Origin of the sequence: Paraburkholderia lebeckiae (genome assembly GCF_050436225.1) — a bacterium.
Taxonomy (GTDB): Bacteria; Pseudomonadota; Gammaproteobacteria; order Burkholderiales; family Burkholderiaceae; genus Paraburkholderia; species Paraburkholderia tuberum.
The window spans coordinates 229,954-243,178 of record NZ_JBNDLU010000003.1; the positions used below are offsets into that span (position 1 = coordinate 229,954).

Annotated in this window: 11 protein-coding genes; 7 read left to right on the forward strand and 4 right to left on the reverse strand. The window is 63.8% G+C overall.

Annotation, left to right across the window (positions count from 1 at the left end; all coding sequences use genetic code 11):
- Window positions 1–236: 236 nt before the first annotated feature.
- Both OKW45_RS35785 and OKW45_RS35790 read left to right on the forward strand, forming a co-directional pair.
- Window positions 237–704, forward strand: a complete 468-nt coding sequence (locus OKW45_RS35785; RefSeq protein WP_429473561.1) for a CBS domain-containing protein — start codon at window positions 237–239, stop codon at window positions 702–704.
- A 31-nt stretch (window positions 705–735) separates the two neighbouring features.
- Window positions 736–2,751 carry an acyl CoA:acetate/3-ketoacid CoA transferase gene (locus OKW45_RS35790; RefSeq protein ID WP_429473562.1) on the forward strand — a complete coding sequence of 672 codons (2,016 nt, stop codon included), beginning with the start codon at window positions 736–738 and terminating at the stop codon, window positions 2,749–2,751.
- A 72-nt stretch (window positions 2,752–2,823) separates the two neighbouring features.
- Here OKW45_RS35790 and OKW45_RS35795 read toward each other — a convergent pair whose 3' ends face one another.
- On the reverse strand, window positions 2,824–5,154 hold the full coding sequence (locus OKW45_RS35795) for a two-partner secretion domain-containing protein (RefSeq protein ID WP_429473563.1): 2,331 nt from the start codon (window positions 5,152–5,154) through the stop codon (window positions 2,824–2,826).
- Between the two features lie 213 nt (window positions 5,155–5,367).
- Here OKW45_RS35795 and OKW45_RS35800 point away from each other — a divergent pair, with 213 nt between their 5' ends.
- Both OKW45_RS35800 and OKW45_RS35805 read left to right on the forward strand, forming a co-directional pair.
- Window positions 5,368–5,667: a hypothetical protein gene (locus OKW45_RS35800; protein WP_429473564.1), complete on the forward strand. Its 300-nt coding sequence runs from the start codon at window positions 5,368–5,370 to the stop codon at window positions 5,665–5,667.
- Window positions 5,668–5,709: 42 nt separating this feature from the next.
- Window positions 5,710–6,933, forward strand: coding sequence for a YeeE/YedE family protein (locus OKW45_RS35805; RefSeq protein WP_429474019.1), 1,224 nt, complete (start codon window positions 5,710–5,712; stop codon window positions 6,931–6,933).
- Window positions 6,934–6,951: 18 nt separating this feature from the next.
- Here the strand turns inward: OKW45_RS35805 and OKW45_RS35810 are convergent, their stop codons facing one another.
- A complete protein-coding gene (locus OKW45_RS35810) occupies window positions 6,952–7,659 on the reverse strand; it encodes a DUF4410 domain-containing protein (protein WP_429473565.1) in 708 nt (235 codons plus the stop codon).
- A gap of 281 nt (window positions 7,660–7,940) precedes the next feature.
- On the opposite strand from OKW45_RS35810, the gene OKW45_RS35815 reads away from it, so the two are divergent.
- Window positions 7,941–9,593 (forward strand): FAD-dependent oxidoreductase, encoded by a 1,653-nt coding sequence (locus OKW45_RS35815; RefSeq protein WP_429473566.1) that lies wholly within the window; start codon window positions 7,941–7,943, stop codon window positions 9,591–9,593.
- A gap of 44 nt (window positions 9,594–9,637) precedes the next feature.
- Here OKW45_RS35815 and OKW45_RS35820 read toward each other — a convergent pair whose 3' ends face one another.
- Window positions 9,638–10,540 (reverse strand): ATP adenylyltransferase family protein, encoded by a 903-nt coding sequence (locus OKW45_RS35820; protein WP_429473567.1) that lies wholly within the window; start codon window positions 10,538–10,540, stop codon window positions 9,638–9,640.
- 51 nt (window positions 10,541–10,591) lie between these two features.
- Entirely contained in the window at window positions 10,592–11,077 is a 486-nt protein-coding gene (locus OKW45_RS35825) for an adenosine-specific kinase (protein ID WP_018422486.1), read from the reverse strand.
- Between the two features lie 414 nt (window positions 11,078–11,491).
- Here OKW45_RS35825 and OKW45_RS35830 point away from each other — a divergent pair, with 414 nt between their 5' ends.
- Together OKW45_RS35830 and OKW45_RS35835 are read left to right on the forward strand one after the other, a co-directional pair.
- Window positions 11,492–12,799, forward strand: a complete 1,308-nt coding sequence (locus tag OKW45_RS35830; protein WP_429473568.1) for a tryptophan leader peptide — start codon at window positions 11,492–11,494, stop codon at window positions 12,797–12,799.
- A gap of 68 nt (window positions 12,800–12,867) precedes the next feature.
- The gene (locus tag OKW45_RS35835) at window positions 12,868–13,197 is read left to right on the forward strand and encodes a hypothetical protein (RefSeq protein ID WP_429473569.1); all 330 of its coding nucleotides are present in this window, start codon (window positions 12,868–12,870) and stop codon (window positions 13,195–13,197) included.
- Window positions 13,198–13,225: the final 28 nt, after the last annotated feature.

A 13,225-nucleotide genomic window follows, 5' to 3' on the forward strand; every position in this document is an offset into this window, starting at 1 on the left:
GACGCTTGCGAATGGGCAAGGCGCGCTCGTGCGGCAGGTGCCTCGTCGCTTCGACTCATCGAGTGGCGTAGCGACGGAACGGAAAATGTCCGTTCGACTCAGGTCAAGCGATCTACACTGCAATTCAACGAAGAAGAAAAGATCGCCAGCCTTGGCGGGGTCTGGACGACCGTATTCCGATTTCGCTTTGATCAAGCGTAGTCCGTACATGCTCCCCTTTCTGTCTGGAGGCGGTCATGAAAAAGGAGAGGAAGACAGCACGGCAAATTCTGTCCGGGAACCCTCGGGAGGTTATCTCAGTGGGCCCCGACGACACGGTGCTGAACGCGTTGCAGTTGATGGCCGACAAGGACGTGACGACGGTGCTGGTGCTGCAGCGCAGCAATCTGGTTGGCGTGCTGTCTCAGCGCGACTACGCCCGCAAGGTCGAGGTGCTTGGCCGCAACGCCGCGAACACCAGGGTTGGCGACATTATGACCACCCAGGTGCTTTATGTGACGCCCGAGCATACCTGCGACCAATGCCTCGCATCGATGCATACCCGGCGGATCCGGCACCTGCCTGTGATCGAATCCGGGCGCGTCATCGGCGTGCTTTCCGACAGTGACGTGCTGGAGGAACTCCTGCAGGAGGACGAGCATTTCATCAGGATTCTCGAGGACGACATGCTCCATCTGACCATTGATACCGGTGGCGCCTATTAGCCAGTCGAGCTCGAATCAGGCGAGGTGAAACGTGAGCACGCAATCAACCGCGGGGGCGCTTTCACCGGCCATCCTTTCCCGCTCGTCTGGCAAAGTGACGTCGGCGCGCGATGCCGTGCGCCTGATCCGCGACGGCGATACGGTCGCGACGGGCGGCTTCGTCGGCATCGGCTTCGCCGAAGACATCGCCATTGCCATCGAGGAACTCTGTACGGCGCATGACGAGGATACGTTAGTCACCCTCCCAAAGCCCGCCAACCTCACGCTAGTCTATGCGGCCGGCCAGGGAGACGGCAAGGAACGCGGACTGAACCACCTGGCGACGCCGGGACTCGTCAAGCGCGTCATCGGTGGACACTGGGGCCTCGTGCCGAAGCTACAGCAGCTTGCGGTGGATAACCAGATCGAAGCGTATAACCTGCCGCAGGGCGTGATCAGCCACCTGTTTCGCGACATTGCGGCCGGAAAGCCAGGCCATCTCTCCCGGGTCGGCCTCGGCACCTTCGTCGATCCGCGCTTCGGTGGTGGCAAACTGAACGAGCGCACCACCGAGAATCTGGTCGAGTTGATGCGGATAGGCGACGAGGAATATTTGTTCTACAAGGCCTTCCCGATCAACGTCGCGATCGTGCGCGGCACCACTGCCGACCCGGAAGGCAATGTGACGATGGAGCGCGAAGCCCTGACACTGGAGGCTCTCGCGATCGCCATGGCCGCGCACAACTGCCGCGGCCTCGTGATCGTCCAGGTGGAGCGCATCGCCGAAAGCGGCTCGCTCAATCCGCGACAGGTCAAGATCCCCGGCGTGCTGGTCGATTGCGTCGTGCTGGCGCCGCCCGAGAACCACCAGCAGACCTTTGCCACACCATACAGTCCGGCGTACGCCGGCGAAATCCGGGTCCCCGCGAGCAGTGTGGCGCCGATGCCGATGAGTGAGCGCAAGGTGGTCGCGCGACGCGCGGCAATGGAACTCCAGCCAAACAGCGTGGTGAATCTCGGGATCGGCATGCCCGAAGGCATCGCCAGCGTCGCCAACGAGGAAAGGATCCTCGACCTGATGACGCTGACCACCGAGCCCGGCGTCATCGGCGGCATTCCAGCGGGAGGCTTGAACTTCGGCGCGGCGACCAATGCGCAGGCGATCATCGATCAGCCCGCCCAGTTCGATTTCTATGACGGCGGCGGGCTCGACGTCGCCTTTCTTGGCCTCGCCCAAGCCGATCGCATGGGAAACCTCAATGTGTCGAGATTCGGGCCGCGCCTGCCCGGCGCCGGAGGCTTCATCAACATTAGCCAGAATGCCAGGAAAGTCGTGTTCGTCGGCACTTTCATGGCGGGCCACAGCCAGATTTCGGTCGTCGACGGCAAGCTGCATATCCACCGTGACGGCACGGCCAGGAAATTCATCGAGGAAGTCGAGCATCGCACGTTCTCTGGCCCGTATGCGGCGGCAATGGGCAAGCCGGTCCTCTACATCACCGAGCGTTGCGTGTTCGAACTGGGCGCCGAGGGCATGGAACTCATCGAGATCGCACCGGGCGTCTATCTCGAGCGCGATATTCTGGCCAACATGGACTTCGCACCGATCCTGCGTTCGCCGACGCAGATGGACGAGCGGATTTTCCTGCCTGAACCGATGGGCCTGCGCTCGAATATTTTGCGACTGCCGCTGGAAGCGCGCTTCATCTACGACGACGACAAGAACATCATGTTTCTCAATTTCGCGCGCCTCGAGGTGAAGCGTCCCGACGACATCGCGGCGATCCGGACTCAGGTATGGCGCGTCTGCGAACCACTGGACCACAAGGTTTATGCAGTGGTGAACTACGAGGGTTTCGTGTTGGACCCCGCGCTGGAGGACGCGTATGTCGAAATGGTCGAGGATATGGTGCAGCGCTATTATCTCGGCGTAACGCGCTTCACTACCAGCGCTTTCATGCGCGCCAAGCTCGGTGGGGCCCTTACGCGGCGCGGGCTGTCACCTTATGTCTATGAGACGGAGGCGGAAGCCCAGGCCTACCTGCGCGAACAGTCGTCAAACCGCTGAATCCGGCTTGCATCGTGATCGCGGCACCGAAGGCCGAGTGCGCCCGCGCCGGGTTCTGTCGGACCCTCGATGTCAGTGCCCTGCCAGCCAGCGCAACTGAGGCCCCGGATATCCCCCGACCCACGTGCCGTCCGCGCTGAAATCCCACGTCGGACCGAAGCTCGCCGGCTCGAGCAACTGGGTGTCCGTGAGTCCGCTCGAACTGGCCACCGCCGTGCCCGAACCGACACCCGCCGCCGCCCCCGACGATTGGCTGTTCCAGAACACGTTCGCCGCGATCCGGCCGCTGTTCGTGCCCGCGATACCGCCCTCCGTAGAGTTCGCGCCCGCCGTGAGTCTGGAAGCGGCATACGACTGGCGAATGAAGCCCGTGTTGATGCCGACAAGTCCGCCGACAGTTGCGCCGCCGTTCAGGAATTCGTAGGCATACGATCGGCCGATGACGCCATGGTTCGTGCCGACGAGTCCGCCGACCGTGCTTTGCGCACCGGCTGTTGCGCGGCCGATCGCGAAAGACTGATCGATGCGACCGTCGTTCAGGCCGACGAGCCCACCGATCTGGCCCGCGCCGTTGATGTTCACGCCCGCCCACGAGCGCTCGATGCGTCCAAAGTTCTCGCCGACCAGACCGCCGGCCACTGTGCTCGTGTTGCCCGAGGCACCGATGGCGCCCGTTGCGCCGACGTTCACCATGTATCCGTAGTTGATACCGGCCAGCAAGCCAACCGTTTCTCCCGAGGATGTCGCGGTGCCGTCCGCGAGCGTGAAATTGCGCACGACGCCGCTCTTGCCGATCACGCCGAAGAGTCCGGTATCGGCCGCGCTTGAGAGACGCAGATCCGCGGGGAGGTGCCCCCTGCCGTCGAACTGACCGGTGAACGGATTCGCGGCGGTGCCGATGCCTCCGAACTCCGGCGCACCCGCGAATTCCAGCCCCCTGCTGCCCAACGCATAGTTGCCGGCGAGGTTGTTATTCACTGCGCTCAGGTCCGTCATCGAGTTGACGAGTTGATAGGCCGTGAACTGCGTGACGAGCCCAGTAAACGGCGCGGGGTGCCACGATACGTTGGTGTACACGGTGCCGGGCGTGTAGCTGCCGTTCATGTCGTACAGGCCGCTGACGATGCCCATGCTTCGCGACCAGTCGATCGTGCCCTGGTTGGTCAGACTGCCGCCGTTGTCGAAACCATAGGTGTCGGCGGACAGCGTGAGCGAGCCTGTGCCCCTATTGGCGATGGTCGCCTGCGGTGCGATCGTCAGCGAGTGCGCCGCGTCGAGCGTCAGGGAGGAGGCTCCGTGCCAGCGCACGCTCGCTTCGATCGCGATGTCTCCCTTGCCGGTCGCCCCGAGCTTGCCGTCCGCGCCGTTCGCGAGCACGGAGATGGACGCGCCGTTGCTCAGACTTGCGCCGAGCGTGTTGGCGGTGGGGACGTCCGCGGTGAAGTCCCCCGTGGTGATGTTCCATGCTTTCGCCCGCACATCCGCGCCGCCGACCTTGACGTCCTTGCCGGACATGTCGAGCGTGCCGCCGCTGCCGTCCGCGTTACGCGCGCTGATTTGCGCCCCGCGCGCATCGACGTTGCCGGAGTTGACGACGACCCCATTGACGGTGGTGTTCGCGACGAGCCAGACGTGGCCGTCGCGCGTCGCGGTGCCGGTGGCGCGCAGGGCGCCCGAATGACCCGCGAGCGCGAAAATATTGCCGTCGGCCGCCTGCACATTGATGATCGCCGCCTGTACCGTGCCTGAGTTCGTCACCGTGCCGCCGCTTCCCACCTCCACGAAGACTTGTTGAAAGTGGCCGTCGAAGAGCCGGACCTGACGGCCCGCGACGAGTTCGGCGTTGCCGTTCGGCGCATCGATCGTCCCTGCGTTCGTGACCTTGCTGGCCGATATCAGGAACACGTCCCCACCCGACGAACTGATCTTGCCGAGATTGACTACATCCGCCGTGGAACTGCCTGTGTAACCCGAGCCACCGAACACGGGCGGGTTGAGAAAGACATCGTTGGGGACGTCGAGCGTCGACGCGACGAAACGCCCTCCCGTCGACACCACGCCGCCTGGCCCGATGAGCACGCCATGCGGATTGACGAGGTAGATGCTGCCGGTGCCCTTCAGCGTGCCGTAGATCGCCGACACATCGTTACCCGTCACGCGATTGAGTGTCGCGCCCGTGCCGTTGTTGATCGACACCGTGCGGCACGATCCGATCGAAAAACTGTTCCATTCGATGATGCCGCGCGAGCCCGCTTGCGTGATGCTCATGCTGGCATCGTTCTGAGTGATGCTTCCAGAGCCGGCGACGAAATGCCCGCCTTGCGGCAGGGTACCCGCCGCGTACGCGACGTGCGTCGTGGCAAGTCCGGTCAGCGAAATGACGATGGCAAATGAAATTCGCACGCTTGCATGACGGCGTTGCGATGGACATTGCCGCAGCAGAGATGGCCTTCGAGTGCTCATACATCCCCCTTCCACGCTCGCGCGAAACGGCTGCCAACGACCCGCGGAGCCGACCGGAAACGCGTGAGTCGCCGCGTATGAAGGTTAGCAGTTCGCCTCGTCGCCACTTAACGACCGTGGCTGATTTGGTCGATATTTCGGCCCGAAATGTTGTTGCGCGACTGGGACGGGATCACCGTCGCCTTCCATCTTGATAACGAATTCAATGCAAGTTTGAAATACCGTTATTACGGCAGGTTATTAAGTCAATGGTTTCAAGCGCCGTCGACCACCGTCAAGCCCCGTGCGGCGGGCCTTGCAGCCTGGCGGCACCGCCCGCGCCCGGATTCGCCATCGAGCAGCGCGAGCCTTGCTGAGCAACAGCCGCAACGCGACATTTCGGTATACTTGCGAGCTTTCCCAAAAACGATTATTCGCGGCCCTCCTCACGCGCCAGCGACCGCCGTTTCATAGGCGTGCCGCCCTCGCGCGACAAGCGTGTCCGCCCCGCTCATCATGTCCGATCTCTCCACGCCGTTCAGCGCGCCCCGCCGTCTCGTCAACATCAATCCGAAGCCGCTCGCCGTCGCGCTCGCGCTGGTCGTGCTCGGCGCGATCTATCTCGCGCAGACCGTCAGCGTGAAACAGGCCGCGCTATACGTCCTCGGCGCGCTGCTCGGCGTCACGCTCTATCACGCCGCGTTCGGCTTCACGTCCGCATGGCGCGTGTTCATCGCCGACGGCCGCGGCGCCGGCCTGCGCGCGCAGATGCTGATGCTCGCGATCGGCGTGCTGCTGTTCTTCCCGGCGCTTTCCGCCGGCACGCTATTCGGTCATCCGGTCGTCGGCGAAGTGTCGCCCGTCGGCACGTCGGTCCTGATCGGCGCGTTCATGTTCGGCATCGGCATGCAGCTCGGCGGCGGCTGCGCCTCCGGCACGCTGTATACGGTCGGCGGCGGCAGCACGCGGATGGTGGTCACGCTGATCGCATTCATCATCGGCTCGGTGATCGGCACCGCGCACATGCCGTTCTGGTCCGCGCTGCCGCATCTGCCGCCGATCTCGCTCGTGCAGACGCTCGGCGTCGGCCCAGCGATTGCGCTGAACCTCGTGGTGTTCGCGGCCATCGCCGCGCTGACCGTGCTGATCGAAAAGCGCCGTCACGGCCGTCTCGTCAGCGACGTGGATCGCGCCCCGAACGCATCGCCGTGGCTGCATGGCCCGTGGCCGCTCCTCGCCGGCGGCGTCGTGCTCGCGATCCTCAACTTCGTGACGCTCGCGCTGTCGGGCCATCCGTGGGGCATCACGTCGGCGTTCGCGCTGTGGGGCGCGAAGGCGTTCTCCGCGATGGGCGTCGACGTCGCGAGCTGGCATGTGTGGAGCACCGGCCCGAACGCGGCCGCCCTTGCCGCACCGATCAGCCACGACGTGAAGTCGGTAATGGACATCGGCATCGTAATCGGCGCGATGGTCGCCGCTTCGCTCGCCGGCCGCTATGCGCCGGTGTGGCGCCTGCCGCTGCGCTCGCTGATCGCGGCGATCGTCGGCGGACTGATTCTTGGCTACGGCGCGCGCCTCGCGTACGGCTGCAATATCGGCGCCTACTTCAGCGGCATTGTGTCGGGCAGCCTGCACGGCTGGCTGTGGCTCGTCTCGGCATTTTTGGGCAACGTGGTCGGCACGAAGCTGCGTCCGGTGTTCGGCCTCGCGGTCGAGCGCGTCAAGCAGACGGGCTGCTGAGCGGGCGGCTTCGGCCGCCTATCGGGCGGGGGCTGCGCTGCCGGCCTCCCTTGCCCCCGTCTGAAGCCGTCGCGCGAGTTCGTCAGCGATCTGCTCCGCGCTTTTCCTGACCGCCGTCTTTTCATCGCGGCCGGACAGCACGACCTTCGCGGCGATCACGTACGGGTTGAGCTTGATCACGGCGCCCGGCATATCCCTGCTCGCCCCCTCTTCAACAGTTTCATAGAGCGGCGGTAACTCCGGCGTCGCCAGGTTATCGCAGGAAACCGCGACCTGAAACTGGCTTTGGCCCGCGCCCATACCCACCATCGCGCGACGCAGCCGATTACCCTCATCGACACTGAGAAAAACGCCGCGCACCTGCCAGCCGCCGTGGGGCAGCGGTTCACCAGGCGTGACGCGGCGCGCGTCTACTCCGGCCTTCTTCAGATCGTCCGTCAGAGATTGCGCCATCAGCACAACCATGTCTCGCGCACGCGCCTGCGGATCCTGCTGCTGACGCAGCGGGCCCTCAGGCACGAGATTGCCCAGGATGCCTCGCGCGCGGTGGCCTGGCCCGCTGTCAGGGGCGATGTTCGCGGCGTCGAGATCGAAATCGGAGACATAGACGACCGGCGGCGCGACAGGAGCCGCGAGCGCCGCCGATGAATCCGCGGCCAGACATCCTTGCGCGCTGGCACACACGTACGTCGCCAGACACACCATTCGCACCCATCGAAACTCCATTGCGCACCTCCACGCTGATCGCCTGGTACCGGTTGCATGGCAGCGACGAAATACGGCATTCATACCGCGGCCGTTCATCCATCTTAGGTCTTTCAGAAGCGCACCCATGGCTCGATCGTCTGCATCGCGATCTGAAAATCCTATACTGGGTCGGTGCGGTTGCTGACTTCGCGCCTTGTCTGCACATCCGTTTGCGCGAGCCCAATCGTCCGACATGACGCCGCTGAAACCCGGTGGACCGCGCGTTACGTCATCTGCCTGACAGAACGGAAAACCAAGCCATGCTGACGATCGACGACATCCGCGCCGTGCCGCTGTTCTCGACCCTCCCCGACAGCGAACTGGAAAATCTCGTGCACGCGTGCGCCGACCTGCATCTATGCGCGGGCGAGTTCGCGGTCCATGAAGGCGGCGAGCGCGCGTTATACGCCGTGCTGTCGGGCAAGATGGAAGTCATCAAGACGTTCGACGGCATCGAGCGAACCTTGGGCTGGCGTCTGCCCGGCACGATCTTCGGCGAAGTGCCGCTCGCGCTGAGCTCACCGTTTCCGGGCGCGTATCGAGCGGCCGAGGCTTCGCGCGTGATGCGGCTCGACGCGCCGCAATACTATGCGCTCGCGGCGGCGTCGCCCGAGGTGGCGTTCAAGATGGGGGCGCTTGCTCGCGAACGCATCGGCGGGCTGCAAAGCCTTTCCGCCGAGCCGCCGAAGGCGCGTGTGACGATCGTCGGCAACCGTTGGGACAATGCGTGCACGCTGCTGCGTCAGTTCCTCGCGCGCAATCAGATCAGCGTCGACTGGCTGGCGCCGGATGCGCCCGAATTGGCCGCGCGCTGGCCTGGCACGTGTCCGGCGGAAGGCGAGTGCCCCGCGTTGCGCCTCGTCGACGGCACGGTGCTGAGGCGGCCTGCGACCCGCGAGCTTGCGGGACTGCTCGGCCTCCAGACGCAGCCGCGTCTGGCCGGATACGACACCGCGATCATCGGCGGCGGCCCCGCAGGGCTGGCTGCGGCGGTATACGGCGCGTCGGAAGGTCTGCGCACGCTGGTGCTGGAGCGCGAGGCGCCGGGCGGACAGGCGGGCACGTCCTCGCGCATCGAAAATTATCTCGGCTTTCCCAATGGCGTTTCCGGCGACGAACTCGCGAGCCGCGCGCTGCAGCAGGCACGGCGGCTCGGCGCGGAGATCCTCGTGACGCGCTCGGTCGAGCGCATCGATGTGCAGGCGCGGCGGATTCATCTCGATGGCGGCGACGCCGTGCACGCTCGAACCATCATTCTCGCGACGGGCGTCACATGGCGGCGGCTTGCGATCGACGGCTTCGACCGCTTTATCGGCAAGGGGATTTACTACGGCGCGGCGCGCAGCGAAGCGAGCGCGACGCACGGCCTCGATGTCCATCTGATCGGCGGCGGCAATTCGGCCGGCCAGGCGGCGTTGTATTTCGCCAATCATGCGCGCAGCGTGACGCTCGTCGTGCGCGGCGATTCGCTCGAAAAGGGCATGTCGCGCTATCTCGTCGAACAGCTAGCGGGCAAATCGAATGTCGCGGTGCGGCTGCGCTCGGAAGTCGTCGGCGCGCATGGCGATACACATTTGACGGCCATCACCGTTCGCGATTCGACGAGCGACGCAGTGAGCCGACACGACTGCGGCGGTCTGTTCGTCTTCATCGGAGCGGATGCGCAGACGGAGTGGCTGCCGCCCGAAATCGCGCGCGATGTGCGCGGCTACGTTCTGACCGGCGATGACGTCGTCAAGGCCGGACGCTGGTCGCATCAGCGCGATCCTTATCTGCTCGAATCGAGCGTGGCTGGCGTGTTCGCGTGCGGAGACGTGAGACTGAGTCCTGTGAAGCGCGTCGCTTCGGCCGTCGGCGAGGGCAGCATGGCGATTGCTTTCGCGCACAGGTATTTGCAGTCGGACGGTGCTTGAGTTCGTCGCGTGAGTTTCTGCTGCGCGATCGGGTTGCGCGGTCGCTATGTATTCGCAGGCAGCGCGACGCGTTCCAATACCGTCATGGGCCCGAGCCTTTCGATCACATCCAGTTGAGCCGCATCGCGCACGAACAGCGAACCCGCAAAGCCGAGCGCGTTGACCGACACGCCTTCGACTCGCTCTTGCGATCTCGGCACGAGCAACATCCAGCGCCGCGTGACCAGCAGGTTGTAGGGCGTCGCATGACAGCACGCACGGTCGATTTCGAGCGCGCCGATATCCGCCGCTTCGAGCAGCGTGCGATAGCGGGAAAGCGCCAGCTTCGGCGCATCCGCGCGAGCCAGATCATCGGCGTGAAAGCGTGCGAACGCATGCCGAAACGGCAGATCCGGCAGGCCGTTCTCCGCACCTAGCAAGGGCTCGACCGGCACGGACGGATCGGCTTCCCCGAGCGGCAGCGGCACGATCTGCAGGTGCTTGTGCGGCTGGCTCGCGCCCGCCTGCGTGCCGGCGTTGTAAAAGCCGATGCCGTCGAATTCGGCCATGCACGCGAGCAGCGCTTCGAAATCGGCAAGATCGAGCAGCGCTTCCTGCGGTTCGAATTCGCGCGTGACGATCAGCAGATGATGATCGATCACGTTGAACTTGTTCAGCAACGCGAGGTGAGTATCGGAGATGTCGGCGACGAACAGATCCGGCTCACAGGGAAGAAATGGGTTCGCCTGAAGGTGCTTTGCCGTCTGCTGCTTTCGCGCTTGCTCGCGTTGCTGTTCCTTGCGCGTCAGGCTCGACACCTGACGCACGAGAAAGCGGATGCCGCCGCTGTCGATCACGGACTGTTGCGTGTCGATCGGTCGCAGCGCGCCGCAGCTCAGCGCATGTCCGGTCTGTCGCACAATGGCGGGCCACAGCGTGCCCGGAATCAGGCGTCGTTGTCGTTCCATAGGATGTCGGCGGGCGCGGCGGCACGCGTGAAGCTTGTGAACGCGCAGCCGCTACAGCTTGTAGCCTATCGTGCGCAAAAGATCCTTGCGCCATTGAATGTCTTCCGCGCTTTCCGTGCCGACAGGCGAAAAACCATCGACCACGCCGACGATGCCTCGCCCCTGATCTGTTTCAGCGATCAGCACTTCGACGGGATTCGCCGTTGCGCAGAAGATGCGGCAGACCTCCGGCACGGCCTTGATCGTGTTCAGCACGTTGACGGGGAAAAAGCCGTCGCCCAGAAACACGAAGAAGCTATGGCCCGCGCCGACGTTGGTTGCGTTCTGGCATGCCATCTCGACGAGGCTTTCGTCCGTGCCGGAGCGCCGCACGAGGCGCTTGCCGGAAGCCTCGCAAAACGCGAGACCGAACTTGATGCCGGGCACCGTGCCGACCATCGCTTCGTGAATATCCTCGACAGATTTGATGAAGTGGCTTTGCCCGAGAATGAAGTTGGTCGCTTCGGGCTTGACGACCTTGACGGCGGACAATTGCATGGTGGACCTCGCTCCATTGCGGCAACACGCCGATGAAAACACGTCGAACACGGGCCAACGCGACCGTGGATGGTTCGCGCGTCAGCCGGTCTTCGTCGATCCGGCTTCTAGCCTAGTACTAACCGCGCGTGAGCGAAACCTCGACCGACCACGAGCCGCGGGATTCGAATGCGCCCAGACGCCGTTTCCGAGTCGCGCCAGTCCAGGATCGCGCAGGCCGAGAAAGCCTGACTTATGGCGGCACCGATCGACCAAAAGCCGATTGATCCTCATAGCGTTTTGACCCGCTTTAAACCCCTTTCGCACCGCGGCGACCTCTCCGGGTCGACAAGGTCAACCGCCGGTTTACGCCCCCGACCGAGTGTGCAAGTATCTTCACCAAGCCGCATCCCGCACACTCTTGCGAGGTTCACGATGGCCTGGAAACTTTGGAAGACCGAGAAGCGGTACGACGAGACGCGAAGCTGGCCGAGCGGCACGCACGAGTCGTTGAAGCAGCTTCTGGATATGTACCTGGGCAGCGACTCGCCACCGTTTGCGAACTGGGCCGCGCCTGGAATTACTTTTGCGCCCGAAGTCGAAACGCTCGCGCGAAACGGAGTCCGGGGGTATCAGCTTGCCCTCTGGTTGTGGCTTTTCGCCGAGAAGCACGGCACGATCGCGGCAAAAATGGTGCGTGAGTCTTTGTGCCTGCTCGCCGACGCGATGCAACCGTCGTCCGGCGACAAGATCGACTCGCTCCTCGATCTCGAAAACCGCCTCGCGCATTCTGTCGAGGACCTTTCCGCTCAACAGCGCACCTTCCGACTGGAGGGTCTGTCCGTCGAGCTACCCATGGAATTTTTCCTCGCTACTGCCTTCCTCCGGCTCGCACCGGACTCGCCTTATGGCGGGAACGAAGGCACCTACCTGCAAGGCAACGACTTCAAACTGGCCGACTGTTTTCACCATGCGACCGAAGAGGGGCTGGCGGTATTCCGGCCCATGATAGACGCGGTCGACTTCGACGCGAAATCGCTGCCCAACTGGAGATGGAGCGCTCATCCCGGCGCCGCCGAGCGACACCTGCAACGCCGCCACAAGAATCCCCTTTTCGCCCTTCATCGCCAGATGGTGACGGCTCACGAGGTCTATGAGGCACGGCTTGCCGACGCTCGGGCCATCGAGGACATCAGGACCGAGCTCAATGAGACCAGCCGGTCGTTCTCCGAGACGACCGAATTGCCCTTGAACTGGCAGCCCTTCCTCGAAGGATACCGGGACCACGTCGACAGGCTTGACGAACGCCGGCTCGTCGTTGGCGGACAGAGCACGTCGCTCGGCAATGCAATTGCAGCGTTGCGCGCCGACATACTTGCGACCTGGCGCGCTTCGATTCACAAGAACCGGCACAGTCTTGCGACTCTGGAGCAGGAAGAAGCGAAACGGGCTGAGCGACGGACGCTGCTGTATGGATGCGAGTGGACGGCCCAGCTTTTGAGCCACGGGTCGCTGATTCCGCCGGAAGAGGTGGTTCCCGCCCTGCTAAGCGAGCCCCCCTCCGAGCTGGAAAAGGTGGTGACCGGTTTGCGGGGCGAACCGCGACTGCATGAGACGCTTGCGCAGTGTTGTGCAACTGCGCATCGGCTTGTGAACGAGCTTCGCGCGGCTGGCCATCAGCTTCCCGACATCGACGACAAGCTCCGCATTCTGGATGGTGCGCCCGGCCAGTTGCCGGTCTGATCGGCTTCCAGGTGTGCCATGTCTTGTTACCTAATTGGATGCCACGCCCCACCCACAAAAGGCCACTTATGAACTCTTCCTCTCGCGACCCGCTCGATGTAGCGACCGAGGCGGTATCTACGCTTTCAGAGTACCTGGAGCTTTCGCTAGACAAAGGAAAGAGCCTGATTTTTGTGCTCTCTCAAGGCGAAAACAGCGAAGTCTACCTTGGTGATCCTGGCGAGCCAGACGCGGACTGGATAAGCTGCGCGGCCATTCCGAACAAGCTGGTCCACGCGCTTCTGGAGACCACGCGGTCAGGATTCAACCAATTGGTCATTGAAGGACAGGCCTACCGCTTCGCTCGGACCTTCGCGCAAGTTTCCGAGCAGGGCGCTGTCGTCTTCACGCCTGCGTAGACGTTGTAGCCAATCACGTCGATGCATT

Coding starts and splice junctions, on each gene's coding strand:
- OKW45_RS35785 (WP_429473561.1), top strand. CDS start 237: ATGAAAAAGGAGAGGAAGACAGCACGGCAAATTCTGTCCGGGAACCCT.
- OKW45_RS35805 (WP_429474019.1), top strand. CDS start 5,710: ATGTCCGATCTCTCCACGCCGTTCAGCGCGCCCCGCCGTCTCGTCAAC.
- OKW45_RS35810 (WP_429473565.1), bottom strand. CDS start 7,659: ATGGAGTTTCGATGGGTGCGAATGGTGTGTCTGGCGACGTACGTGTGT.
- OKW45_RS35815 (WP_429473566.1), top strand. CDS start 7,941: ATGCTGACGATCGACGACATCCGCGCCGTGCCGCTGTTCTCGACCCTC.
- OKW45_RS35820 (WP_429473567.1), bottom strand. CDS start 10,540: ATGGAACGACAACGACGCCTGATTCCGGGCACGCTGTGGCCCGCCATT.
- OKW45_RS35825 (WP_018422486.1), bottom strand. CDS start 11,077: ATGCAATTGTCCGCCGTCAAGGTCGTCAAGCCCGAAGCGACCAACTTC.
- OKW45_RS35830 (WP_429473568.1), top strand. CDS start 11,492: ATGGCCTGGAAACTTTGGAAGACCGAGAAGCGGTACGACGAGACGCGA.
- OKW45_RS35835 (WP_429473569.1), top strand. CDS start 12,868: ATGAACTCTTCCTCTCGCGACCCGCTCGATGTAGCGACCGAGGCGGTA.